This window comes from Rhizobium sp. N324, from assembly GCF_001664485.1.
In the GTDB taxonomy this organism is placed as follows: domain Bacteria; phylum Pseudomonadota; class Alphaproteobacteria; order Rhizobiales; family Rhizobiaceae; genus Rhizobium.
On sequence record NZ_CP013630.1, the window covers coordinates 3,819,025 to 3,839,595 of the forward strand.

Annotated in this window: 32 protein-coding genes and 1 tRNA gene; 27 read left to right on the forward strand and 6 right to left on the reverse strand. The window is 62.3% G+C overall.

The window, feature by feature from the left end:
- Nucleotides 1–220 precede the first annotated feature (220 nt).
- Nucleotides 221–472 carry a hypothetical protein gene (locus AMK05_RS18405; RefSeq protein ID WP_064840569.1) on the reverse strand — a complete coding sequence of 84 codons (252 nt, stop codon included), beginning with the start codon at nt 470–472 and terminating at the stop codon, nt 221–223.
- A 77-nt stretch (nt 473–549) separates the two neighbouring features.
- Between AMK05_RS18405 and AMK05_RS18410 the strand changes: the two genes are divergently transcribed.
- The 26 genes from AMK05_RS18410 (at nt 550) to AMK05_RS33470 (ending at nt 14,305) form a co-directional block, all read left to right on the forward strand.
- Complete coding sequence (locus AMK05_RS18410; protein ID WP_237352142.1) at nt 550–1,263, forward strand: LexA family protein; 714 nt, start codon at nt 550–552, stop codon at nt 1,261–1,263.
- A gap of 479 nt (nt 1,264–1,742) precedes the next feature.
- On the forward strand, nt 1,743–1,943 hold the full coding sequence (locus AMK05_RS18420) for a hypothetical protein (protein ID WP_064840571.1): 201 nt from the start codon (nt 1,743–1,745) through the stop codon (nt 1,941–1,943).
- A gap of 108 nt (nt 1,944–2,051) precedes the next feature.
- Entirely contained in the window at nt 2,052–2,249 is a 198-nt protein-coding gene (locus AMK05_RS18425) for a hypothetical protein (protein ID WP_064840572.1), read from the forward strand.
- A gap of 2 nt (nt 2,250–2,251) precedes the next feature.
- On the forward strand, nt 2,252–2,512 hold the full coding sequence (locus tag AMK05_RS18430) for a hypothetical protein (protein ID WP_064840573.1): 261 nt from the start codon (nt 2,252–2,254) through the stop codon (nt 2,510–2,512).
- Between the two features lies 1 nt (nt 2,513).
- Complete coding sequence (locus tag AMK05_RS18435; RefSeq protein WP_064840574.1) at nt 2,514–2,861, forward strand: hypothetical protein; 348 nt, start codon at nt 2,514–2,516, stop codon at nt 2,859–2,861.
- Nucleotides 2,851–3,120 carry a hypothetical protein gene (locus AMK05_RS18440; protein ID WP_064840575.1) on the forward strand — a complete coding sequence of 90 codons (270 nt, stop codon included), beginning with the start codon at nt 2,851–2,853 and terminating at the stop codon, nt 3,118–3,120. The genes AMK05_RS18435 and AMK05_RS18440 overlap by 11 nt, the downstream gene beginning before the upstream one ends.
- Complete coding sequence (locus tag AMK05_RS35285) at nt 3,113–3,259, forward strand: hypothetical protein (protein WP_190237332.1); 147 nt, start codon at nt 3,113–3,115, stop codon at nt 3,257–3,259. The genes AMK05_RS18440 and AMK05_RS35285 overlap by 8 nt, the downstream gene beginning before the upstream one ends.
- The gene (locus AMK05_RS18445; RefSeq protein WP_064840576.1) at nt 3,259–4,275 is read left to right on the forward strand and encodes a hypothetical protein; all 1,017 of its coding nucleotides are present in this window, start codon (nt 3,259–3,261) and stop codon (nt 4,273–4,275) included. The genes AMK05_RS35285 and AMK05_RS18445 overlap by 1 nt, the downstream gene beginning before the upstream one ends.
- Nucleotides 4,272–4,898 (forward strand): hypothetical protein, encoded by a 627-nt coding sequence (locus AMK05_RS18450; protein WP_064840577.1) that lies wholly within the window; start codon nt 4,272–4,274, stop codon nt 4,896–4,898. Before AMK05_RS18445 ends, AMK05_RS18450 begins: the two co-directional genes overlap by 4 nt.
- Complete coding sequence (locus tag AMK05_RS18455) at nt 4,891–5,505, forward strand: hypothetical protein (protein ID WP_064840578.1); 615 nt, start codon at nt 4,891–4,893, stop codon at nt 5,503–5,505. Before AMK05_RS18450 ends, AMK05_RS18455 begins: the two co-directional genes overlap by 8 nt.
- Nucleotides 5,498–6,673 (forward strand): phage Gp37/Gp68 family protein, encoded by a 1,176-nt coding sequence (locus AMK05_RS18460; protein WP_064840579.1) that lies wholly within the window; start codon nt 5,498–5,500, stop codon nt 6,671–6,673. The genes AMK05_RS18455 and AMK05_RS18460 overlap by 8 nt, the downstream gene beginning before the upstream one ends.
- Nucleotides 6,670–7,140, forward strand: a complete 471-nt coding sequence (locus tag AMK05_RS18465) for a hypothetical protein (protein WP_064840580.1) — start codon at nt 6,670–6,672, stop codon at nt 7,138–7,140. The genes AMK05_RS18460 and AMK05_RS18465 overlap by 4 nt, the downstream gene beginning before the upstream one ends.
- On the forward strand, nt 7,137–7,613 hold the full coding sequence (locus tag AMK05_RS18470; protein WP_064840581.1) for a hypothetical protein: 477 nt from the start codon (nt 7,137–7,139) through the stop codon (nt 7,611–7,613). Before AMK05_RS18465 ends, AMK05_RS18470 begins: the two co-directional genes overlap by 4 nt.
- Nucleotides 7,610–8,044 (forward strand): DUF4326 domain-containing protein, encoded by a 435-nt coding sequence (locus AMK05_RS18475; protein WP_064840582.1) that lies wholly within the window; start codon nt 7,610–7,612, stop codon nt 8,042–8,044. The genes AMK05_RS18470 and AMK05_RS18475 overlap by 4 nt, the downstream gene beginning before the upstream one ends.
- Complete coding sequence (locus tag AMK05_RS18480; protein WP_064840583.1) at nt 8,041–8,532, forward strand: hypothetical protein; 492 nt, start codon at nt 8,041–8,043, stop codon at nt 8,530–8,532. The genes AMK05_RS18475 and AMK05_RS18480 overlap by 4 nt, the downstream gene beginning before the upstream one ends.
- A complete protein-coding gene (locus AMK05_RS18485) occupies nt 8,529–8,726 on the forward strand; it encodes a hypothetical protein (protein WP_064840584.1) in 198 nt (65 codons plus the stop codon). Before AMK05_RS18480 ends, AMK05_RS18485 begins: the two co-directional genes overlap by 4 nt.
- A complete protein-coding gene (locus AMK05_RS18490; RefSeq protein ID WP_064840585.1) occupies nt 8,720–8,938 on the forward strand; it encodes a hypothetical protein in 219 nt (72 codons plus the stop codon). Before AMK05_RS18485 ends, AMK05_RS18490 begins: the two co-directional genes overlap by 7 nt.
- Nucleotides 8,935–9,186, forward strand: coding sequence for a hypothetical protein (locus AMK05_RS18495; RefSeq protein ID WP_064840586.1), 252 nt, complete (start codon nt 8,935–8,937; stop codon nt 9,184–9,186). The genes AMK05_RS18490 and AMK05_RS18495 overlap by 4 nt, the downstream gene beginning before the upstream one ends.
- Nucleotides 9,186–9,719, forward strand: coding sequence for a hypothetical protein (locus AMK05_RS18500; RefSeq protein WP_064840587.1), 534 nt, complete (start codon nt 9,186–9,188; stop codon nt 9,717–9,719). The genes AMK05_RS18495 and AMK05_RS18500 overlap by 1 nt, the downstream gene beginning before the upstream one ends.
- On the forward strand, nt 9,716–9,958 hold the full coding sequence (locus AMK05_RS18505; protein WP_064840588.1) for a hypothetical protein: 243 nt from the start codon (nt 9,716–9,718) through the stop codon (nt 9,956–9,958). The genes AMK05_RS18500 and AMK05_RS18505 overlap by 4 nt, the downstream gene beginning before the upstream one ends.
- Complete coding sequence (locus tag AMK05_RS18510; protein ID WP_064840589.1) at nt 9,951–10,178, forward strand: hypothetical protein; 228 nt, start codon at nt 9,951–9,953, stop codon at nt 10,176–10,178. Before AMK05_RS18505 ends, AMK05_RS18510 begins: the two co-directional genes overlap by 8 nt.
- Nucleotides 10,175–10,720 carry a DUF1643 domain-containing protein gene (locus tag AMK05_RS18515; RefSeq protein WP_064840590.1) on the forward strand — a complete coding sequence of 182 codons (546 nt, stop codon included), beginning with the start codon at nt 10,175–10,177 and terminating at the stop codon, nt 10,718–10,720. Before AMK05_RS18510 ends, AMK05_RS18515 begins: the two co-directional genes overlap by 4 nt.
- The gene (locus AMK05_RS33465) at nt 10,717–11,799 is read left to right on the forward strand and encodes a hypothetical protein (protein ID WP_082935690.1); all 1,083 of its coding nucleotides are present in this window, start codon (nt 10,717–10,719) and stop codon (nt 11,797–11,799) included. The genes AMK05_RS18515 and AMK05_RS33465 overlap by 4 nt, the downstream gene beginning before the upstream one ends.
- A complete protein-coding gene (locus tag AMK05_RS18525) occupies nt 11,789–12,073 on the forward strand; it encodes a hypothetical protein (RefSeq protein ID WP_064840591.1) in 285 nt (94 codons plus the stop codon). Before AMK05_RS33465 ends, AMK05_RS18525 begins: the two co-directional genes overlap by 11 nt.
- The gene (locus tag AMK05_RS18530; protein ID WP_064840592.1) at nt 12,073–12,585 is read left to right on the forward strand and encodes a hypothetical protein; all 513 of its coding nucleotides are present in this window, start codon (nt 12,073–12,075) and stop codon (nt 12,583–12,585) included. The genes AMK05_RS18525 and AMK05_RS18530 overlap by 1 nt, the downstream gene beginning before the upstream one ends.
- 100 nt (nt 12,586–12,685) lie before the next feature.
- Entirely contained in the window at nt 12,686–14,305 is a 1,620-nt protein-coding gene (locus tag AMK05_RS33470; protein ID WP_082935722.1) for a recombinase family protein, read from the forward strand.
- Here the strand turns inward: AMK05_RS33470 and AMK05_RS18545 are convergent.
- Together AMK05_RS18545 and mnmA are read right to left on the reverse strand one after the other, a co-directional pair.
- Nucleotides 14,262–14,338, reverse strand: a tRNA-Met gene (locus AMK05_RS18545). The two genes, AMK05_RS33470 and AMK05_RS18545, sit on opposite strands and share 44 nt — an antisense overlap.
- A gap of 136 nt (nt 14,339–14,474) precedes the next feature.
- Nucleotides 14,475–15,674, reverse strand: a complete 1,200-nt coding sequence (gene mnmA, locus AMK05_RS18550; RefSeq protein WP_064840595.1) for a tRNA 2-thiouridine(34) synthase MnmA — start codon at nt 15,672–15,674, stop codon at nt 14,475–14,477.
- A gap of 505 nt (nt 15,675–16,179) precedes the next feature.
- On the opposite strand from mnmA, the gene AMK05_RS18555 reads away from it, so the two are divergent.
- Nucleotides 16,180–16,443, forward strand: coding sequence for a hypothetical protein (locus AMK05_RS18555; protein WP_049735710.1), 264 nt, complete (start codon nt 16,180–16,182; stop codon nt 16,441–16,443).
- 181 nt (nt 16,444–16,624) lie between these two features.
- Here AMK05_RS18555 and serA read toward each other — a convergent pair whose 3' ends face one another.
- The 3 genes from serA to AMK05_RS18575 all read right to left on the reverse strand — a co-directional run bounded on the left by serA (nt 16,625) and on the right by AMK05_RS18575 (nt 20,501).
- Nucleotides 16,625–18,220, reverse strand: coding sequence for a phosphoglycerate dehydrogenase (serA, locus tag AMK05_RS18560; protein ID WP_064840596.1), 1,596 nt, complete (start codon nt 18,218–18,220; stop codon nt 16,625–16,627).
- Nucleotides 18,221–18,302: 82 nt separating this feature from the next.
- A complete protein-coding gene (locus tag AMK05_RS18565; RefSeq protein WP_064840597.1) occupies nt 18,303–19,481 on the reverse strand; it encodes a phosphoserine transaminase in 1,179 nt (392 codons plus the stop codon).
- 183 nt (nt 19,482–19,664) lie between these two features.
- Entirely contained in the window at nt 19,665–20,501 is an 837-nt protein-coding gene (locus AMK05_RS18575; protein ID WP_064840599.1) for an outer membrane protein, read from the reverse strand.
- Nucleotides 20,502–20,571 lie beyond the last annotated feature (70 nt).

Genomic DNA, 20,571 nt, shown 5'->3' on the forward strand with positions numbered 1-20,571 from the left:
ATTCCGGCGGGTTATTCCCGTGGCGGGAACGCTTCGGAAATGTGAGAACTCAGGCCGTCAAGAGATCACGGGGGACCGCATGACTGGATGTGCGACTGGTACAAAGCGGCAAAGCCGCAAAGAGAAGGCGCGCCGGACGTCAGGGGTCCGCCCGTCCGGCGCGAGGCGGCGCGGCGATGGCTATCTTCGCAGCGCAGGGAAAGAGTTTCTGGCCGCTGCATCATTCCGCGGCCTCGTTCGCTTCGGGATAGGGAATGTCACGGGCCACACAATTGGCCCGGTAGAACTCCTCCGGTCCGAACGGCGTCAGCGGAATCAGGACGCGCCAATGCCGATCCGGAATGCCGGTCAGGCGCCATTTGTAGATCGCGTCACGGGTGATAGCCACGCCGGCATCGATGCAGGCTCGCTCGACCGCAGCCACGCCGCCCGCCTCTTTGATGATTTTTGTGACAGTGATTTCCGCTTCCATGTTTGCACCTGTACTAGATTTTAAATCTAGCTTCAAGCCATGGGAAATCTACACCAGAAAATAATTCCGGATTTAATATGCGTTTCATGACTTGGTGGAAGCGACTTGATCAGCGGCGACAGGAACTCGGCTGGAGCGGTGCGGAACTTGCACGGCGCGCGGGTATTCCCTATGCGAACATAAACAAATATCTGAACGGCAAGATTGAGCAGCCACGCGGCGAAGAAATGCAGAAGCTCGCATCGGCGATTGGCAAATCAGCGCTGTGGTTGCGGGACGGGCTTGAACTCAGCGATGTCGAGGCCGCCCCCATTGAAGGCCGACTGCTGCCGGTCGCCGTCGTCGGAAAGGTCGAAGCGGGCACATTCCGCGAAGTTGACGATATGGACCAATCAGAAAGAGAACTGCTATCCTTGCCGGCCGACGATCGGTTTCCGAGCGCTCGACTGATGGCGTTCGACGTCTCTGGTGATTCAATGAACGAGCTGCGGCCTCGGCCGATCCTGCCGGGAGATCGCGTCGTTTGCGTTTCCTATGAAGATGTTGCCCATGAAGCCCCATTGCGCGACGGCATGGTGGTGGTGGTGGAGAGAACACGCGATGGAGGGCAGACGCGCGAATGGTCCGTGAAGCAGATTGAGCTTTACCAGGACAGGACAGAATTTCACCCACGATCGACGAACCCGAAGCACAAACCCATAGTCGTTCCGCGCGATCCAACCGCCGACACAGGCACTATTGTCGAGATCATCGGCCTTGTTAGAAGGGTCGTAAACGACCTGCCCTTTTAGGATCGGTCAGCACCGGCATCATGCACACGACAGAGGGACGCGCTAACGAGCAGTCCGATGGCGCTGTCACATTTAATGCATGAGAAGCGCAGATTTCCCAGCAGCCCGCTTTCCAGTAGTTCCTCTACATCGCTGGGCGCGTCATCAATTCGAGGCACGCAAACCAGCTTCGTGCTCTCACGCCTGCAGTTCTCGCATCTGATCTGCAGCTCAAATTCCCGTGATATCTCACTGATCAAAAGTTGCATGCCGTTCTCCTTTGGTTCTTATTAATCCTGAGAACGCGCCACGAGTCGAGTCGAATCAGTAACATAGATTTTATTTCTATCTGCCTATTGACGCGGTTCGAATGTAGATTTAATTTCCATCTCGTCCGGTGATCCTCCCTCACTTGGATGGCGCGCAAGAGACGCCGCCGGTCCGCACCCTGGCGGCCGGCGGCGGGCGGCGCAGGAGAAGGGAGACCCAAGGAGAAGATCATGAGAAGCAAATCCAAGTCCAAGACACCAGCCGCGCCTGTCCGCAACATCAAGGCGGAGATGCTGGATCTCTACCGCGAGCGCGGCGCCCAGACCGAAACCGATCTCATCCGCGCCGGCTTCACCAAAGAGCAGATCGAAACGCTGGCGCCCGCCGTCGCCGAGCAGCTGCGCACCGAAGACTTCGCGGCCGCCGCCTGAGTCCCCGGCCTTGAGCCAGTCCTCGGTCTTGAACCGAGGATCCGGTTTCGGTCTCCGCCCCGACCAGGAAACGGGGCGGTTTCCCAAACGGATGCAAAGGGCACTCCCATGAACCATTTCACACCATTCCTGCCGGCCCGCATAAGCCTGGCCGACATGCTGACCTCCGATGACAGCTGCCGCAATCTCGAAGAGCGGATGCTGGACAGCATGCGCATGCGCGTGAAGACCCAGCGCCGCGCCGAAGCGGTGCTGCTGCTCCTCACCGCCTTCGTGTTCGCCTTCTGCTTCGCGGCGCGGGTGTAACCATGACCTGGCTCTATGCCGCACTGATCGCCGCCATCGCGGAGGGCGCCGTCATCATCGCCGTGCTCTTCTGGCTCGTCCGCCGGGACAACGGCCGCCACAAGGATATCACCGCCGCGATCGAGTTCGCGCTCGGCCTCAATCTCTTCCGGCAGAGAAACTTCCTTCGCCTCTTCGTCGATGGCGAGGATGCCACCCTCAAACGCGACTATCCCGAATGGGCCGAATACCGCGCCCAGTTTCACGCCCTGGAGGGCTTTTGACATGGCAGAGATCGTGCATTTCCCCGCACGCGGCCCGCGCCCGGCGCTGCGCCTCGTCAGCGATATCGACGACATGGTGACGGCAGAGATGAACGCGAAGTGCCGCGACTACATCGCCAAGGCGCTGGAGAACATGGCCTCCGCCAATCTGGAGCTGAACGCCGCCAATGTCATCCTGCTCGATCAGGGCGACACATCAGACCTCGTCAGCGATGAGGTCATCATCAGCATGTGCCACGCTCTGATCTCGGTCATCGACGCCAGGGGCTGCCGCACCGATGACCGGCCGCTGCGCAATGCCGCCGCCAAGACGATCTCCGAGCGGGAGGGCAGCCACCATGGCCACTAGCGCCCTCGCCCAGCTGCCGCGCGCAGCCGTCACCGCCTCGACGCTCTTCTCCGGCGCGCTTGCCGCGCTCAAAATCCGCCCGCCGCTCCGCCACGACACCACCCACTGCGGCACGATCGTCGATGCCGACGGCAACATGGTCTTCGTCGTCGACATGCACCACGAGCGCTCCGACGCCGAGGTCACCGACATCGCCGAGTTGATGCTGCTCGCCATCAACGTCCACGCCGGCTACCTGCCGGAGGCCGCCCATGGCTGACACGCTCTTCCGCGTACACTTCGAGGACGGCACCAAGCTCGACGTCACTGCCGCCGACACCAAGGCCGCCACCAAAACCGCCGGCGACCAGCACGACGGCATCATCAAGAAGGTCAAACGCGTGAAGGGGAACGGCTGATGAGACCGCCCATCGACGTCCGCATTCATGATGCCCATGTCGGGATCTGGCAGGACAACGCACAAGACGCTTCGTTCCGGACCGAGATTTACGCGGTGCTCATCCGGCATATGCGCGCTCGCGGCTGGTCGATCAGGCGCAATCCGGAAACGCACAGGCGCCATCGCTGCATTAGCGCAAATTTCCGCGACGGCGCACGCGGTACGTTGCGCTGCGCCATCTCACTGAGCGGACGCGCCATCGAGGTTGAGTTCTGGTCCATGACATCGAAGCAATCGAACCAGAATGGCCGGCGCTATGACTTCGATAAGCTCAAGCGCATGGCCTATCTCGACAGACTGCGCGTCGGGCTCGAATTCAAACGCGTCACCACCTGGTTGAAAACGATCGCGCCGGTGAAGGTCTCGTTGCGCGACGAGCGGGACCTGGCACCCATGGAGCGGATCGAGAAAAGCTATGCAGAGAGCTGGCATAGCGACAAGGATCTCGGCCGCCCCGTCTGCAAATACGATTATAACGCCAAGACCAAGGATGGCCGCCTGCTTCAGCACGGCCAGACCGTATGGTTGCCCGACCACAAGGGACGGATCATCCGCGGCACGGCTTACTACCATATCAATAACATGTGGTGGGTCGTGGCCGGCGGTGAGCTCTTCAACAGATCCAGCATCGAGTTGTTCGTCACACAGCCCAATGATCTTCGGACAAAAGGCAATGAGCGCGATCGCCGGAAGGCTCTTGAGCGCGAGCTGTCGATCGCCGTCGAGCGTATGGATTTCAAGCGCGCCCAGGGGCTGAAGCAGATCATCTTCGGCGGCGAGCAGACCTTCATGATCTGGTCGCGCGGCAACAGGTCCTATTACCGTTCGCAATATGCCGGCTATACCACCGACCGCATTGCTGCCGGCAAATACACCCGCGCCGAGGCTGAAGCCGAATGCCGCCGCGCCCCCCATGAACTTGAAATGGTTTGCCCCGATGGCAGCCATGTCCGTTTCGACAGGAGCGCAGCATGACCGATCTGCTCCAGCGCGTCGCCGAGAACGTCCAGGAACACATGGACGCCATCCTCAAAAACTTCAAACCGGACGCCAAGATTACCGTTCTCGTTCGCTTCCCGGACAAGCCGACGGCGGACTTCTGCATGACGGGTGACGACCTCGATGCAGTCGCGGACATGGTCGAACGGCGCCGCGCCAGTGTGACGCCACAAGCGGGCAGTCGGTTGCGTTCAGAGTTCGTTCCCGGCGCCTGGCGCTGCCCAAAGTGCAACTTCCGCCTCCTGCAATCCAATCTCAACGCGGCGGATGGAACGGTCACAGCTCGGGATACGCCCGGCGACAAATGCCCAAATTGCGCTGCGCCGTTATGGCGCGTGAGCTGGAAAGACGAGGCGCAGGAGAACCTTTCGATTGCCGAGAACCAGCTTGAACGTGCGCTGGCGGCCGAACGCAAGCTCGCTGAGGCGCTGGAAGTGATCCGCCCGTTTGCCCGTGAAGCCGCGACTTGGACCGCTGAAGCGCCTGACGATTACCAGATCAAGGTAAAGTTGGCGACGAAAGTCATTCAGTCAAAACTGACTGTTGGGCATGTCCGTGCTGCCGGCTCGCTGCTTCAGAAAGAGAATGGTAATGACTGACACGCTCGCCAACCGCCTCTGGCAGGAATTGACAGACAAGGAACGCCGAACGCCAGCCGATCATCCTGACATGCGCCTTATCACGCGTGAGGAGCTGACCAAATACCTTCATCTCGCCAGCTTTAAATGGGCCGAAGAGAGAACCCACGGCATTCAGATCGAAGAACTCCGGGGCCTCGACGGGGATCTGATGGGATATTGGGCGCGGGGCCACTACGCGCTACATCATTTTAAGGAGGCGGCGAATTACTACAACGGCGCCGACGCCATATATGACGAGCGCTACGTCAGCGAGACCAGCAGCATCCGGCAGGAATGGTGGCGCACCGTGCCGGTCACCGGCGAGCCTGGCATGGTGCAATATTGCCCCGCCGAACCGAAATCCCGCGGCGCTTTCGCCGTCACCGTAACGACCGCTGTCGAAGATCGGCAGATCAAGGCAACCAGCCGCCAGATCGCTGATCACCAGCGCGCCGAAGCTCGCGGCTTCGCCAATGGTCTGAACTGGGCGCTCCGCAATCTCGATCACATCGACGCCGCCGCCGGCGATCAGCTGCTCGCGCATTACCGCGAGGAGAACAAGAAGGAGCGCGGCGCCCATGTCTGACGGCACCAAGATCGAATGGACCGACGCCACCTGGAACCCGATCACCGGCTGCGCGATCGTCTCCCCCGGCTGCACCAACTGCTACGCCATGAAGCTGGCGGGAACGCGCCTGCAGCATCACCCCAGCCGCGCCGGCCTCACCCGCGACAGCAAGGCCGGCCCGGTCTGGACCGGCGAAGTGCGCTTCAATGAGCAGTGGCTGACCCAGCCGCTCACCTGGTCGCGTCCGCGGATGATCTTCGTTTGCGCCCATGGCGATCTCTTCGCCGAGGGCGTGCCGGACGAGTGGATCGACAAGGTCTTCGCCGTCATGGCGCTGGCGCCCCAGCACGTCTTCCAGGTTCTAACCAAGCGGCCCGAGCGCATGCGAGAATATCTGACGACGCCCATGCGCCAATACAAGATTTCCGCCGCCCAGCTCGACCTGCCCGAGCCGGTTCCTTCGCCGGGCATATGGCCCCACTTGCCGCTGCCAAACGTCTGGCTCGGCGTTTCGGTCGAAGATCAGAAGCGCGCCGACGAGCGCCTGCCTATCCTTCACGAAATCCCGGCCGCCCTGCTCTGGGTGTCGAATGAGCCGTCACTCGGCCCGATCGACTGGAAACGATGGCTGCCCACGGGCCGGCGCGCACGAAGCCCGCAGGGCCATGAGTTCATCGCGCCGGAATACTTCATGACGAAATGCGAGCACTGCGGCTGGATAGGCTCGTCCGAACTTCAGCACACCAGCCAGATCGCCGACACGGGAGATTACGATGTCTCCTGCTGCAACTGCCACCAGTTCACCGCCTGCGACGAAATCCAGCGCATCGGCTGGATGGTTGGCGGCGGCGAAAGCGGTTCAGGCTGCCGGCCGATGCACCCGCATTGGCAATACGCATTGCGCGACCAGTGCGAGATCTCCGATACCCCCTTCCTCTTCAAGCAATGGGGCAACTGGATCATTGCGAGCCATGACAACGGCCACACCGAAAGCAGCATGGTGACGAACGACGCCATCTGGCTCGACGTCGACGGCCGCCAGGCGAAGCCCAGCTGCGACGGCATGCGCGAGCCGATCGGCATGTTCCGCGTCACCAAATCCCGCGCCGGCCGGCTGCTGTCAGGCATCGAACACAACGGCTACCCGCCCCTACCCGCCCATTTCGCCAAGGAGGCCGCAGAATGACGAAACCGAAGAAGCTTCCGGATGATGAGACCCTGCGCCGGCTGGTCGCCGAAGGCCTGACGCGCTCCGAGATCGTCAAGCGCTACCAGGTCCACCGCACGACGCTTGGCGAAAAGCTGACGGAGCTCGGCCTGGTCGACGCCGTGGCGCCGGAGCCCGGGCAGCGCAAGCCGTTCTCGGTCGAGGCAGTCGCGCAATTCCTGCGCAGCGGCATGAGCTATTCCGACATCGATCGGCACTACGGCCGGACGGTCGGCTGCGCATGGGTCTTCTGCCGCAGCCACGGGCTCATTCCCGAAATTCCCGATACCGAGATCCGCGACGACAAGATCATCGTCGGCATCACCGCCACCGCCACCGATAAAAGCGGCTCCGCCCGCACCGTCCGGGTCGCTATCAGCCTGCCGCCGATCAGCATGTTCGCAGCCGCACGCCTGCAGCGCGGCGAAGGGAGCCTCGGCCAATGAGCGACGAGATGAAATGGATCCCTTCCGATTGGCTGGATGAAGAGCTTCCGGCGCTGCAGACAGATCCCAACGCCTTCGTCTGCCGCCACGCCGAACTCGGCTGGATGCTACGGCCGGTCGAGGAGCAGGATGAGGATCTGGACGAGGGTTTCGGCATCCTTCACTTGGTCGACGGTCAGGTGGTGAGGTTCAGCGCATCGATATATTACGGCGACTTCGAGCTTGTTGTCCGCGAAGACGGCAGCTTCGAAACCGATCGAGAAATCCCGACCAAAGCCAATTGCTTCCGCGTCGATCACGACACTGACACGCTGCAGCCGAGCCTGCGCGAGCTGGTCGTCAACGACGACGGCGGCCTGGAACCCGGCATTCACGCCATAGACGCCTGCTGGTGGTCGGAGGCCGAAACCGTCTTCACCTTCAGGATCGTCGATGGCAAAGGCCAGTTGACGCGGGTGGGAGTGGTTCAATGACCGCGCCCGTCCGCATCCAGCTGTCCCGCCAAAAAGGCTTCAACCTGCAAGCCGCATCGAGGGCCGCCAACGGCCTTGACGCGATCAAGGTCGATCGCACCTCGCCTTTCGGCAATCATTATGCCTTCAGCAAGGATCCGATCGCCAAGCCAGCGCTCTGGGATGTCTTCGGCAGCCACCGCACCATCGTCAAGAGCTGCCCGTCGAAGCAGGAAGCGCGCGATTTCGCCATCGCCTGCCACAAGGCCGAGGTATCGGCCACCGGGCCGCATAACACCCGCTATCTCTATCCGGTACCGACGCCCGTCGATATCGCCAAGGCGCTGCGCGGCTTCAACCTCGCCTGCTGGTGCAAGCCGGGCGAGCCCTGCCATGCCGATATCCTGCTGGAGATCGCCAACGCGCCGCTGCAGGAGGTTGTTTCCCGATGATGATGAAAGCCCTCACGGTCTGGCAGCCATGGACGTCGCTGATCGCGATCGGCGCAAAGCCCTACGAATTTCGCGGCTGGCGCCCGCCGGAATCGCTGATCGGCCAGCGCCTCGCCATCCACGCCGGCGCTCGGCCGATGCGGCGCGCCGAGGTCCTGGCGCTGCGCATCGCCCTGACGAAAACCGTGCGCAATCCGAGGGCCTGCCTGTTGCCGGATCTCGCCATTCCCCTCCTCGACCGCATCCTCGAGCAGCCGAAGAGCGCCGTCCCGACCTTCCTGCCGCTCGCCCACGTGCTCTGCACGGTCACCGTCGGCGAGCCGAAGTCGGGCGAGGAATGCGCCCGCGAGTTCGGCGACGACGCCGGCAATGACAGCGACCGCGAAGGCACCTTCAATTGGGGCTGGCCGATGCTCGACATCGAGCTGCTTGAACCGCCCGTCCCGGCGCGCGGCCTGCAGGGCCTTTGGAACTGGAGCGGCCAATGACCATCCATGTCAGAAAGCTCGCCGGCCGCCCCCTGCTGACTGCCCAGCGCCAGCGCAAGATCGCCCTGCCCGGCAAGATCGTCACCATCCGGCGCGTCGTCGCCGGCGATCACGGCGGCGTCGCCGATCGCCCGTTTTCGCTTCCGGCTATCAGCATGTTCGTCGCCGCACTCAGGGAGCAAGGCCGATGCTGAAGACCGACGTCACCGCCGGCACGGCCCGCATCACCTGCGACAGCTGCCGGACAGCGATGGAATCAGTGATGGACGCCGATCCGCGCGCCGCCCGCGATAAGGCCGTCCCGCGTCGCCAAGATCGCCCGCTGGCTGATCGAGCGCCACGCCGGCGCCTGGCAGCACTTCTGCCCGTCCTGCCGCCAATCACAAACAGGGGATCGCTGATATGAGCAGGGAAGCCCAGATCCAGATCCGAGACCTGATCGTCGAAATGATGGCAAACGGCGTCCGCACCGGCGTCTTGACCCAGGTCGAGGCCATGGCCGCATGCTCGGGCGCCTGCGCCGCGATCATCGCCACCATGATGCCCCTGGAAAACCACGCCGAGGCGCTGGAGATCACAATCGAGCAGCTGCCGGCGCAGGTCGCGGCCCACGCTACCGAGGTGGCAGCATATCGCAAGGCGAGGTCGAACTGATGGACCAGAGCCCCGCCCTGCGCCCCATGTGGTGCGACGACTTCGACACTGACCTCCTCAAGGTCGTTCCCGGCATCCCCGAGCTGCTCGGCGAGCTTGCCGACGTCACCCTCTGGACGCATGGCGGCACCTGGAACGGAACCCTGAACCATCCGTCGATGTGGAACCATCAGGCCGGCCTGATCTGCTTCTTCGGTTTCAACTGCCCGGATAAGCCAGACTATTACAGCTCGGGCCAAGATCCGGTTCAGTGCACCGTGCTGGAGATGTTCCGCGATCTGTGGTGCCACGGCGCCATGGTGATGATGGGGCCGCTCCCGATCTGGGACTCGCAACCGCTCCAACCGGAATTCGATACCCTCATGTATGCCGCGCGCGGCTGGTTTGAGATCAAGCCGAACCGCATCCGCCTGGCGCAGCTCCGCGCCCGCAAATCCATCCGCCAGGCCGCCGAAAACCTGCGCCAGCTGATCGCCGCCCGGGCGGCCGTCAAACGGGCGATCGTAGCGAACAAGACGAGGCAGGCCCGATGATGAAGCCCGAGCAGGTGATCGCGCGGATCCGCGCCGGCGACGAACTCCATATGCAGTTCACCGACGGACGGCGCGTCTGGTGGTTCGAGCAGCCGCACCAGGTCATTCCGGACAAGCTGGCGATGAAGCTACTCGCTTCGTCCGACGGCGCGATCGTCGAAGCCGGCGACAGCCTCTTCGGCCTGCCGCTGAACAGCCAGACCTTCCTTTCGAGCGAGGAGGCCGCAAGCGATGCCTGACCACGTCAACATCCATCATCCGGACCGCAGGGCCGAGCGCCGGGAGAAGGCGGTGACCATCGCCGAGCTGCGCGCCAAGATTTCGACGCTGGAAACCTATCTCGACAGCGCCGAGCGCGACCTCGAGGCGATCTTCACCAGGATCGAACGCGGCGACGAGGTCGAGCTGCACATGCAAAGCGGCGCCGTCTTCGTCATCACCGGGAAGGAACGCGAATGACCCTCGACCTTTTCCACACAATGCAGATGAGCGCCGTCATCTCCGATTGCACGCTTTACCGCGACGAGCTGCGCCGCGTCTGGGATGCGGCGAGGCCGATCCTGACCGTCTGCATGCTCAACCCATCGGATGCCGATCACACCCGCAACGACCCGACCGTGCTGGCGCTGATCTGGTTTGCAAAACTCTGGGGCTATGGCGGCATCCTGATCGTCAACCTGCACGCATGGCGCTCCTCGTCGCCGGCGGAGATGATGAAGGCTGCGGATTCCATCGGCCCGCGCTGCAACGACTATATCGACCGCGCCTTCATCATCGCCCGCCACCAGAACACGCCGATGCTGGCCGCCTGGGGCGCCGGCGGCGATTACCGCGGCCGTGACAAATGGCTGACGTCCCGCGCCCGCCAGCAACTCGTCGACCTCGTCTGCCTCGGCCTGACGAAGGACGGCTTCCCGAAACACCCGATGGCCCGCGGCCAGCACCGCATCCCGCGCGACCAGCAGCCGATCCTGTTCCAGAGCGCGAGGGAGATCGCATGAACCGCACCGACACAAAGGACAATCAAGTGGTAGTGGCCCTGTCTGACACGGCAGTGGAACTCTATCAGAAGCTTGCTGCATCCCCTCTCGGAATGGCGCAAGAGTGGCGCGTCGAAGGGGAGCGTGGAAAACCGTTGCTCTATGGCCGCAGCAGCCTGATCGCCTATGGCACGATCGGCACGTGGGATGAATTCCGGTTGATCGCTGCTCTGGTAAATGCGCTGGCTGGTATTGTTCCTGAAGCTCATCCTGACGACCTGGCCGTCGATAGGTTCGCCGGCTTCATGAAGCGCAAACTTGCACGGAAACGCGAGCAGGGACGCGGCGGCTGGGAAGACAAGGCCCAGTGCTCGAACGAGCATCTGTCGCAGCTTTTGCGCGACCACGTCGAAAAGGGCGACGCCCTGGACGTTGCCAATCTCGCGATGATGATCCACCAGCGCGACGAACGCATTGCACGGGTGTATCCCGAGGCGCCGCGCCGCGCTCTTCGCACTGCCCTCGATCACATCGAACACATGGCGAATTGGATCAAGCAGCAGAATGCTGGCTACTCGTTCGAGAGCCTTGGCGAGGACATGCAGGGCATGGTTGACGCTCTCGGCACCCCATCACCTGGGGGCGACGACGATCACATGATCCAGATCGAGGAACTGATCAGTCAGCTTGAGGCCATCCACGACAGGTTCGGTAACACCTGCGTTTATATCCGCCGTGGCGGTATGGGATGGGGCGCGGTTGCACTCAATCGCCGGGATGACGACCGAAAAAACGGCGTCTTCGAGCTTCAAGCTCAGCACGATCGCGACATGCATGCGCGCCTCGAACAAATCGGGCGGATGAAGAAGGATCGCGACGAGTGCTGGCATGCCCGTCGCGAAGCCGAGGGCAGCCGTGACGCTGCTCGGGCAGCCGCAGATAGCATGCGGATCGAGCGCGATGCCATGCGCAAGGTTGTCGAGGAACTTAAGTTCGCGCTTTTCTCATCGGACATGACCATTAAGGACCGCGCTGACCAGTCGGCTCGCCTGGTGCTCGACGCCCTCGCCACCGCAGCGGAGGTGAGCCATGGAGATTGAAATAAAGGGGAAGGTGACCGCCGACCCGCGAGACCGGGTCCTGGCGATCGAGGCCGTGACGAAGGCGATTTGCCAAGAAACCGGCCAAGATCCAGCCGAAGGCGTCATGATGCTCCTGACTGCGGCCGCTCACCTCATGGCTGTCTACTCGGGAAAATCCGCAGACCAAAACATCATGACTCTGGCCAGTTGCCTTGGCAACGCGACCGTCGCCGCTGATGATTTCTTCAAGCTAAAGACAGTAACCATCGCATCGGAGGCAGCGAACTGCTGATGGCCACCGAGGCGGAAAAGCGCAAGCTCGAGCAGATCCGGCTTTCGCTGGAAATGGTCGGCCGCGACTGGTGGGCCGAGGCAGACGGCGAGGCCACCCGCCTGATGGTGCGCGATCCGACCGACGACCTGCCGCGGCCGATCGCCACCTTCGCGGCCGATGCGCCGGCCGCCTTCATCACCTTCATCGTCGCCGCGGCCGACGCGACGGCACTGACGCTCGATCTCCTCGATCGCTGCCGCCGCGCCTATCACGAGCTTGCCGGCAGCCAGCCGAAGCCGAAGCGCTACGCCGCCGAATGCGCGATGAAGTGCAAGAACGACCAGGCCTTCCGCCAATACCTGATCGAGCGCCACGCTCTGCCCGATGCCACCGATTTCGAGCGCATCAAGACGAAGATGCATTTCATCCTGCGCATTGAATCGCTGAACGATCTCGACACCGACCAGGCTGCGGCCGGCCGCTGGAGAGATTTCCGCAGCGCGTTTGAACAATGGAGGCGCGGGAGATGATGCCTCCGGATCCGCTGCTGCTTGATTTCGTCCGCGCTTTGGCGAAAGCTGACGCGCGGCGCGACAGCGCGGCGGCCAGACGGCAGAACGAGGAAAAAGAATGCAGTCCAAGCGAGCGGCAATCTATGCCCGTTTCTCTACCGATCTCCAGAACGACAGATCCGTCGACGACCAGATCGATCTCTGCCGCGAATTCGCAGCCAAAAGCGGCTTCGTCGTCGCCAGAACCTATTTCGACAAAGCGCGCACGGGCGCGTCGATTTTCGGACGAGACGGATTACTCAGTCTCATGGACGATGCCAAGGCCAACGCCTTCGACGTCGTCGTCGTCGAAGCTCTAGATCGCCTCTCGCGCGACCAGGAGGATCTCCCCGGCATTTACAAGCGGCTGACGCATGCCGGCGTCGAGATCATCGCCGTGCATGATGGCGCCGCAGACGCCATTCAGATCGGCATCCGCGGCCTCGTTTCCACCCTGTTTCTGGCCGACCTCAAGAACAAGATCCGGCGCGGCATGACTGGCGTCATCAAGGACGGCCGTCATGCCGGCGGCCGGGCTTATGGCTATCGGCCGACACCTGGCCAGCCCGGTGTCATGCAAATCCATGAACCCGAAGCTGAGATCGTCAGGCGCATCTATGCGGAAGTCATCGCCGGCCGGAACTCTCGGGAGATCGCCGGCGCCTTGAACCGCGACCTAGTAACACCGCCTCGAGGCGCCACCTGGAATTCAAGTACGATCTGCGGATCGGCACAGCGGGGGAACGGCATTATACGCAACCCGCTGTATACCGGACGGATCATCTGGAACCGGATTCGCATGGTGCGAGATCCTGAGACCGGGAAGCGGGTCAGCCGCCCGAACCCGCAGGAAGAATGGCGGGAGGCCGACGCGCCGCATCTGGCCCTGGTTGATAACGAAACCTACGAAACCGCATTGGCTATCATCGAAGGCCGCGCCACAAGGCAGGGCGGCATCTCCAACACGCGCCGGCCGAAGCGGCTGCTCTCCGGCATCCTGCGGTGCGAACACTGCGGCGGCGGCATGTCGATCCATGACAGGCATAAGGATAGCGGCGCTATCAGGATCCGCTGCAGCCGCGCGACCGAAAGCGGCGCCTGCACCAATGAGCGCCGCTACAGGCTCGACAAGATCGAGGCCGCCGTCATCTCCGGCCTCAAAGAACAACTGGCCCATCCCGAGCTGCTGGCCGAATATGTGAGGGTCTATCGGGAGGAAAGGCGCGCAGAGATCGCCGACGCGGTCCGGGATAGGGCGGCACTGGAACGTAAACTGCTCGACCTGAACGGCCAGCTCGATCGCCTGATGCAGGCTTTGACCCGTGGCGTCCTGCCGATTGAAGTCATAGAGGCGCAATATAAGCCGCTCGAGGGCGAGCGCGATCGCATCAAGTCGCAGCTCGCAACGGTGTCACAGTCTCCAGCCATCGAATTACATCCGCAGGCCTTCGGCCAATATAAGCGAACCGTGGAAAATCTGGCGGCCAGACTGAACGACCTCGACGACATCACCGGCGCCGAGGTCTTCACCTCATTCCGCGAACTCGTCCACAGCGTCGTCATCAGAGATCGGCCGGATGGCCGCGTAGAAGCCGAGGTGATCGGCCACCTATCCGCATTGATTGGAGATCGGGCCGAAATGTTGGGGGGACGTGTGGTAGCGGAGGAGGGATTTGAACCCCCGACACAAGGATTATGATTCCTCTGCTCTGACCTACTGAGCTACTCCGCCACTGGTCAAACGATACCTGCTCGCGAAGCGCTGCGGGCTCGTGGGATGAGCGGCTTATAAGGTGCGCTTCGGCTTTGTGTCAAGCGCATGATCGAGAAAAACGGTGCGCTTTGCCGCCCGCCCTCTCCTATTGGATTCAGGCGACGACGGGGCTGGCCAGCAGGGCCTTCAGCGAGGCCTCGGCCGAGGGTTCGCGCTCGGAGCGCTCGATGAAGCCGCCGCCGAAGACCCGGGCGTCGTCGCCGGGTGCGGAATAAAGCGCGCAGGCCTGGCCGGGGGCGATGCCCGCCTCGCCGACTGTCAGATCGACATAGGCGCCCGTGGCGTCGACATGCAGCACGGCGGGTGCCGGCGCCCGTGTCGAGCGGACCTTGGCGTAGCAGGCAAACCCGTCACCGCCGGCAGCCTGAGCAAGGGTCTCGTCGCCCAGCCAATTGACGTCACGCAGATGAACGCGGTGCGTTTCCAGCGCCTCCTTCGGTCCGACAATGACGCGGCGCGAGCGGGCGTCGAGAAAGACGACGTAGAGCGGCTCGCCGGTGGCGATGCCGATGCCGCGGCGCTGGCCGATGGTGAAGTGTAAGATGCCCTCATGAGTTCCAAGGATCCGACCGTCGAGATGGACGATCTCACCGGCGAGCGCCGCATTCGGCTTCAGCTTAGTGATGATGTCAGAATATTTGCCCTGCGGCACGAAGCAGATGTCCTGGCTGTCGGCCTTCTTAGCGACGACGAGGCCCATCTCTTCGGCCAGCCTGCGGGTCTCGGCCTTCGGCAGGCCGCCGAGCGGAAAGCGCAGATAGTCGATCTGTTCCTGTGTCGTGGCGAACAGGAAATAGCTCTGGTCACGATCGGCATCGGCCGGGCGATACAGCGCGCGGCGGCCGGGATGCTCGGGCGACGGGTTCGGCCGCGAGCGGATATAGTGGCCGGTCGCCAGCGCATCGGCGCCGAGTTCCTTGGCGGTCGCCAGAAGATCGGCGAACTTGACGGTCTGATTGCAGGAGACACAGGGGATCGGCGTTTCGCCGGCAACATAACTTTCGGCGAAGGGATTGATCACCGTCTCGCGAAAGCGCTTCTCGTAATCGAGCACGTAATGCGGGATGCCGAGCGTTTCGCAGACGCGGCGGGCATCGTCGATATCCTGGCCGGCGCAGCACGAGCCGGCGCGGTGAACAGCGGCGCCATGGTCGTATAGCTGCAGCGTAATGCCGAGCACGTCGTAACCCTGCTGTTTGAGAAGGCCGGCGACGACGGATGAATCGACGCCGCCCGACATGGCGACGACGACACGGGTCTCTTCCGGCTGCTTGTCAAAATCCAGTGTGTTCAACGGTGGTGCCAAATTCTGCGTGGGTCACGATCCGCCCTTGCGCTGCAATTGCGGCGGATTTGCCGATATCAGGCGGGATCGGCCGCCTTCTCGATGAGGAACCGATATAGAAAGGATTGCATCGGGACGCAAGAGGCGGCCGCGGATAGCGGTTTTTGGAGTTCCTGGCAAAGCAAGGCGCAGCGGTAGCCACGCCTTGGAAGCGGGGGTGCGGCTCAGGTGCCGATCAGCTTGTTGCAGGCGAATGCGATGCCCGGATTGGCGATGATGGCGGTCAAGAGCGCCAGTCCGATTATCGAGAATGAATAGCTTTTCATAAACATCCTCCTTCCAGCCCAGGTGAATTATGCCGGTTCGGCCGCCATTTTCAAAATGACGAATGCTTGAGCGGGGAACCGGCTCGCCGGAAATCATTCGATAAAATATTTTACCCGCTGTGGAACGTTTCGCTCGATCATGCGTTGCAGGTCGTGAATGTCGCAATCGAATTACTGTGGAGGGTTTGATGGCCAGGTTCGGAACGACAGCGGATTATACGAGGATCAGACACTGGATCGAGGAGCGCGGCGGCCACCCCGCCCGGATCAAGGATGCCCGGGATAGCGAAACCGTCGGCGTCGATTTCTCCTCGAAACCGATGGAGGAGATTTCCTGGGACGAATTCTTCCAGGGGTTAGACGGCAGCCGGCTCGCTTTTCTTCATCGCACCAAGGCGCAGGACGACGCCGCCCGCCTCGGCCGGATCGTCCGCCGACGCAAGCACCACTGAGTTCTTCCATTCCTCAGCAGCAAAAACCCGGCGCCGTTTCCAGCGCCGGGTTTTGCTGTTTTCCTTGGAAGGAAGAAACTTAAAGCGCGTCGCGGTTAACTTGATTCATGCGACGCGCTTTAGCTCTTTGTTTATGCATGTCGTTATCCGGGAACCGCTGCACACTTCCCGGCGACATGAATTAGTCGATATTGAAGGTAAGCAGCTTCGCCTGCCGGATCGCCTGGTGGGCCGTCAACCGCGCGAGCACGCCCTCATCCACCTCGCCGTCGACATAGAGCAGCGCGATGGCGTCACCGCCCTGCTTGTCGCGGCCGAGCTGGAAGTTGGCGATGTTGACGTTGGCAGCGCCGAGCGTCGTGCCGATGAAACCGATCATGCCGGGAACGTCGGTGTTGGTGATGTAGATCATGTGCGAGCCGACATCGGCATCAAGGTTGATGCCCTTGATCTGGATGAAGCGCGGCTTGCCATCCGAAAACACCGTGCCGGCGACCGAGCGCGTCATGCTCTCGGTCGTCACCGTCAGCTTGATATAGCCGTCGAACACGCCCGTCTTGTCGCGCTTGACCTCGGAAAGCACGACGCCCTTTTCCTTGACCATGATCGGCGCCGAAACCATGTTGACGTCGGCGACCTGCGGGCGGATGAGGCCGGCAAGCACCGCGCTCGTCAACGCCCGTGTGTTCATGTTGGCGGTGATGCCGTCGTAGAGGATCTCGATTTCCTTGATCGGCTCCTCGGTGACCTGGCCCACGAAGGCGCCGAGAACATCGGCAAGGCGGATGAAAGGCTTCAGGATCGGCGCTTCTTCAGCGGTGATCGACGGCATGTTGATGGCGTTGGAGACCGCACCCTTGACGAGGTAATCCGCCATCTGCTCGGCCACCTGGAGAGCGACGTTTTCCTGCGCCTCGGTGGTCGAGGCACCGAGATGCGGCGTGCAGACGACGTTCGGCAGGCCGAAGAGCGGGCTTTCCTTGGCCGGCTCGACCTCGAAGACGTCGAAGGCAGCACCGGCGACATGGCCGGACTTGATCGCTTCGGCGAGAGCCGCTTCATCGACCAGGCCGCCGCGGGCGCAGTTGATGATGCGCACGCCCGGCTTGGTCTTTGCCAGCGCTTCCTTGTTGAGGATGCCGCGCGTCTTGTCGGTCATCGGCACATGCAGCGTGATGAAATCGGCCCGGGCGAAAAGCTCGTCCAGCTCGACCTTGGTGACGCCCATCTCCTCGGCGCGCTCCTTGGAGAGGAACGGATCGTAGGCGACGACATGCATCTTCAGGCCGATGGCGCGGGCGCAGACGATCGAGCCGATATTGCCGGCGCCGATGACGCCGAGCGTCTTGCCGGTGATCTCGACGCCCATGAATTTCGACTTCTCCCACTTGCCGGCCTGCGTCGAGGTATCGGCTGCCGGAAGCTGGCGGGCGACGGCGAACATCAACGCGATCGCGTGTTCGGCCGTGGTGATCGAATTGCCGAAGGGCGTATTCATGACGATGATGCCGCGGCGCGAAGCGGCCGGGATATCGACATTGTCGACGCCGATGCCGGCGCGGCCGACGACCTTGAGGTTCTTCGCCCCTTCGATGATCTTTTCGGTCACCTTGGTGGCGGAGCGGATGGCGAGACCGTCATATTTGCCGATGACGTCGAGCAGACGGTCCTTGTCCTTGCCGAGTTGCGGTTCGAAATCGACTTCGACGCCGCGGTCACGGAAAATCTGGACGGCGGTTTCCGACAATTCGTCGGATACGAGAACGCGAGGTGCCATTGTGGCCTCCTTCAAAAGTGTTCAGCGATGAATGAATAGAGATGCGAGGCTCCGCCCTATGGCGGAGCCGGATGCGATCACGTCAGGCTGCCGCCTGAGCGAGCTGCGCCTTCTGTGTTTCGAAGGCCCAGGAAAGCCAGGGCATCAGCTTCTGCATGTCGGATGCCTCGATCGTGGCGCCGGCCCAGATGCGCAGGCCGGACGGCGCATCGCGGTAATGGCCGACGTCATAGGCGACGCCTTCCTTTTCCAGCAGGCCGACCAGACCCTTGGCGAAAGCCGCCTGGCCGACGTCATCCAGCGCCGTGATGTCCTTGTCGACGATCTTCAGGCAGACTGAGGTGTTGGAGGCCGTTTCCGCGTTGACGGCGAGATTGGCGATCCAGTCGTTGGCCGCGACGAAATCGTGGATGACCTTGGCATTGGCATCGGCACGCGCGATCAGCGCCTTCAGGCCGCCGAGGCCCTTGGCCCAGACCAGCGCATCGATATAATCCTCGACGCAGAGCATCGACGGCGTGTTGATCGTCTCGCCCTGGAAGATGCCTTCCGTCAGCTTGCCGCCAGAGGTCATGCGGAAGATCTTCGGCAGCGGCCAGGCGGGCGTATAGGTGACTAGGCGCTCGACGGCGCGCGGCGAAAGAATGATGACGCCATGCGCGCCCTCGCCGCCCAGGACCTTCTGCCAGGAGAAGGTGACGACGTCGAGCTTGGCGAAATCGAGTTCCTGCGCGAAAGCGGCCGACGTGGCATCGCAGATCGTCAGACCCTTGCGGTCGGCGGGAATGAAATCGGCGTTCGGCACGCGCACACCCGAAGTCGTGCCGTTCCAGGTGAAGACGACGTCGCGGTCGAAATCGACGGCGGAGAGATCGGGAAGCTCGCCGTAACCGGCTTCGAGCCTGCGCACGTCCTTGAGCTTCAGCTGCTTGACGACATCGGTGACCCAGCCGGCGCCGAAGCTTTCCCAGGCGAGCATATCGACGCCGCGTTCGCCGAGCAGCGACCAGAGCGCCATTTCGACGGCGCCGGTATCGGATGCCGGAACGATGCCGATGCGATAATCCGGCGGCACGTCGAGAATTTCACGGGTAAGGTCGATGGCCTGCTTGAGCTTGCTCTTGCCGACCTTCGCGCGGTGCGAACGGCCAAGGGCCGCGTCGGAAAGAGCGTCGAGCGACCAACCGGGGCGCTTCGAGCAGGGGCCAGAAGAGAAATGAGTATTATTCGGACGGATGTCCGGCTTTGCGGTCTTCGCCATGATGCTATCCTCTCAGATAGAAAGCCCTTCGTTGGGGAAGGGTGTCCCGCCGCCGTGTGTATGGATAGCAGGCGTCATAGTCAAGATCGAAGTGTCGCAGAGAGAGGATATTTTGACGCAGGCACGCTTGACGCAGCAAAAAGCCGCCCGGGCGGGCGGCTTTCTGATGGGCGCGAATTGAGCTTACTTGTAGACCGCCGGCTGCAGCGGAATTTCCGGCGGCGGTTCGTAGCTCGTCTGGGCGCATCCGCCGAAGAGATAGCGGCCACCGACGCGGACTTCATGGGCGCTGAGCCCCTTGTCGCGGCCCGGACCGCCATTTTCGGCATAGCCGAACATGTTGCCGCCGTCGACATGCAGGTATCGGTAGCCGACATCGGCCTTGAAGTTGCAGGTCACGTCGACCGAGGCGCCGGCCATGAGGGCGTAAGTAAAGCGCCAGTTGCCCTTGCCGCCATGGGTGACCTGATCGTCGCAGAAGCTGCCGTCATCGGCGCAGGCGACGTTGCGCAGGTTCTTCCACTTGACGTAGGAGCCACCGATACCGGCGCCGACATAAGGCGTAACGTAGCCATAGGTGCCGAGATCGACATAGGCGTTGGCAAGCAGCGTATAAGCCGTCAGCGAAGAGCGGTCGCTCGACGTGCAATCCACCAGCGGGAAGCCGCACTGCCCGACCGTCGAGCCCTTGAAATCAGCCTGCGTCAGATAGTCGAAGGTCAGATCGGTGCGCAGATAGCTATTGATCTGATAACCGACACCGCCGCCGATCGTCCATGCGTCGTCGAGGTCAGCGTCGTCGAAATCGACCTCGGTGGCGTTGCTGCCCTGGAAATACCGGGCGCCGCGCAGATCGGTAAAGGCATAGCCGACATCGCCGCGCAGGTACCAGCCGGTCGCTTCGCTGACCGCCACTTCGGGCGGCTGCTCCGGGATAGGCTCAGCGGGGGCGAGGTCCGCGGAATAGGCATGTGTCGCGATCAACAATGCGGCGAAGATGCCGGACAAGCTTCTTTTCATGGATCCCACTCCAAAATCCGTTGGGTCGGCAGGCTTCAAGTCGCTGCCAGACTGATACGCTTCGGATGGA

Coding starts and splice junctions, on each gene's coding strand:
- AMK05_RS18515 (WP_064840590.1), top strand. CDS start 10,175: ATGACCCTCGACCTTTTCCACACAATGCAGATGAGCGCCGTCATCTCC.
- AMK05_RS18460 (WP_064840579.1), top strand. CDS start 5,498: ATGTCTGACGGCACCAAGATCGAATGGACCGACGCCACCTGGAACCCG.
- AMK05_RS33465 (WP_082935690.1), top strand. CDS start 10,717: ATGAACCGCACCGACACAAAGGACAATCAAGTGGTAGTGGCCCTGTCT.
- AMK05_RS18495 (WP_064840586.1), top strand. CDS start 8,935: ATGAGCAGGGAAGCCCAGATCCAGATCCGAGACCTGATCGTCGAAATG.
- AMK05_RS18505 (WP_064840588.1), top strand. CDS start 9,716: ATGATGAAGCCCGAGCAGGTGATCGCGCGGATCCGCGCCGGCGACGAA.
- AMK05_RS18510 (WP_064840589.1), top strand. CDS start 9,951: ATGCCTGACCACGTCAACATCCATCATCCGGACCGCAGGGCCGAGCGC.
- AMK05_RS18480 (WP_064840583.1), top strand. CDS start 8,041: ATGATGATGAAAGCCCTCACGGTCTGGCAGCCATGGACGTCGCTGATC.
- AMK05_RS35285 (WP_190237332.1), top strand. CDS start 3,113: ATGGCTGACACGCTCTTCCGCGTACACTTCGAGGACGGCACCAAGCTC.
- AMK05_RS18490 (WP_064840585.1), top strand. CDS start 8,720: ATGCTGAAGACCGACGTCACCGCCGGCACGGCCCGCATCACCTGCGAC.
- AMK05_RS18575 (WP_064840599.1), bottom strand. CDS start 20,501: ATGAAAAGAAGCTTGTCCGGCATCTTCGCCGCATTGTTGATCGCGACA.
- AMK05_RS18500 (WP_064840587.1), top strand. CDS start 9,186: ATGGACCAGAGCCCCGCCCTGCGCCCCATGTGGTGCGACGACTTCGAC.
- AMK05_RS33470 (WP_082935722.1), top strand. CDS start 12,686: ATGCAGTCCAAGCGAGCGGCAATCTATGCCCGTTTCTCTACCGATCTC.
- AMK05_RS18450 (WP_064840577.1), top strand. CDS start 4,272: ATGACCGATCTGCTCCAGCGCGTCGCCGAGAACGTCCAGGAACACATG.
- AMK05_RS18555 (WP_049735710.1), top strand. CDS start 16,180: ATGGCCAGGTTCGGAACGACAGCGGATTATACGAGGATCAGACACTGG.
- AMK05_RS18440 (WP_064840575.1), top strand. CDS start 2,851: ATGGCCACTAGCGCCCTCGCCCAGCTGCCGCGCGCAGCCGTCACCGCC.
- AMK05_RS18475 (WP_064840582.1), top strand. CDS start 7,610: ATGACCGCGCCCGTCCGCATCCAGCTGTCCCGCCAAAAAGGCTTCAAC.
- AMK05_RS18455 (WP_064840578.1), top strand. CDS start 4,891: ATGACTGACACGCTCGCCAACCGCCTCTGGCAGGAATTGACAGACAAG.
- AMK05_RS18410 (WP_237352142.1), top strand. CDS start 550: ATGCGTTTCATGACTTGGTGGAAGCGACTTGATCAGCGGCGACAGGAA.
- AMK05_RS18405 (WP_064840569.1), bottom strand. CDS start 472: ATGGAAGCGGAAATCACTGTCACAAAAATCATCAAAGAGGCGGGCGGC.
- AMK05_RS18565 (WP_064840597.1), bottom strand. CDS start 19,481: ATGGCGAAGACCGCAAAGCCGGACATCCGTCCGAATAATACTCATTTC.
- AMK05_RS18485 (WP_064840584.1), top strand. CDS start 8,529: ATGACCATCCATGTCAGAAAGCTCGCCGGCCGCCCCCTGCTGACTGCC.
- AMK05_RS18425 (WP_064840572.1), top strand. CDS start 2,052: ATGAACCATTTCACACCATTCCTGCCGGCCCGCATAAGCCTGGCCGAC.
- AMK05_RS18465 (WP_064840580.1), top strand. CDS start 6,670: ATGACGAAACCGAAGAAGCTTCCGGATGATGAGACCCTGCGCCGGCTG.
- AMK05_RS18470 (WP_064840581.1), top strand. CDS start 7,137: ATGAGCGACGAGATGAAATGGATCCCTTCCGATTGGCTGGATGAAGAG.
- AMK05_RS18430 (WP_064840573.1), top strand. CDS start 2,252: ATGACCTGGCTCTATGCCGCACTGATCGCCGCCATCGCGGAGGGCGCC.
- AMK05_RS18445 (WP_064840576.1), top strand. CDS start 3,259: ATGAGACCGCCCATCGACGTCCGCATTCATGATGCCCATGTCGGGATC.
- serA (WP_064840596.1), bottom strand. CDS start 18,220: ATGGCACCTCGCGTTCTCGTATCCGACGAATTGTCGGAAACCGCCGTC.
- AMK05_RS18525 (WP_064840591.1), top strand. CDS start 11,789: ATGGAGATTGAAATAAAGGGGAAGGTGACCGCCGACCCGCGAGACCGG.
- AMK05_RS18530 (WP_064840592.1), top strand. CDS start 12,073: ATGGCCACCGAGGCGGAAAAGCGCAAGCTCGAGCAGATCCGGCTTTCG.
- AMK05_RS18420 (WP_064840571.1), top strand. CDS start 1,743: ATGAGAAGCAAATCCAAGTCCAAGACACCAGCCGCGCCTGTCCGCAAC.
- AMK05_RS18435 (WP_064840574.1), top strand. CDS start 2,514: ATGGCAGAGATCGTGCATTTCCCCGCACGCGGCCCGCGCCCGGCGCTG.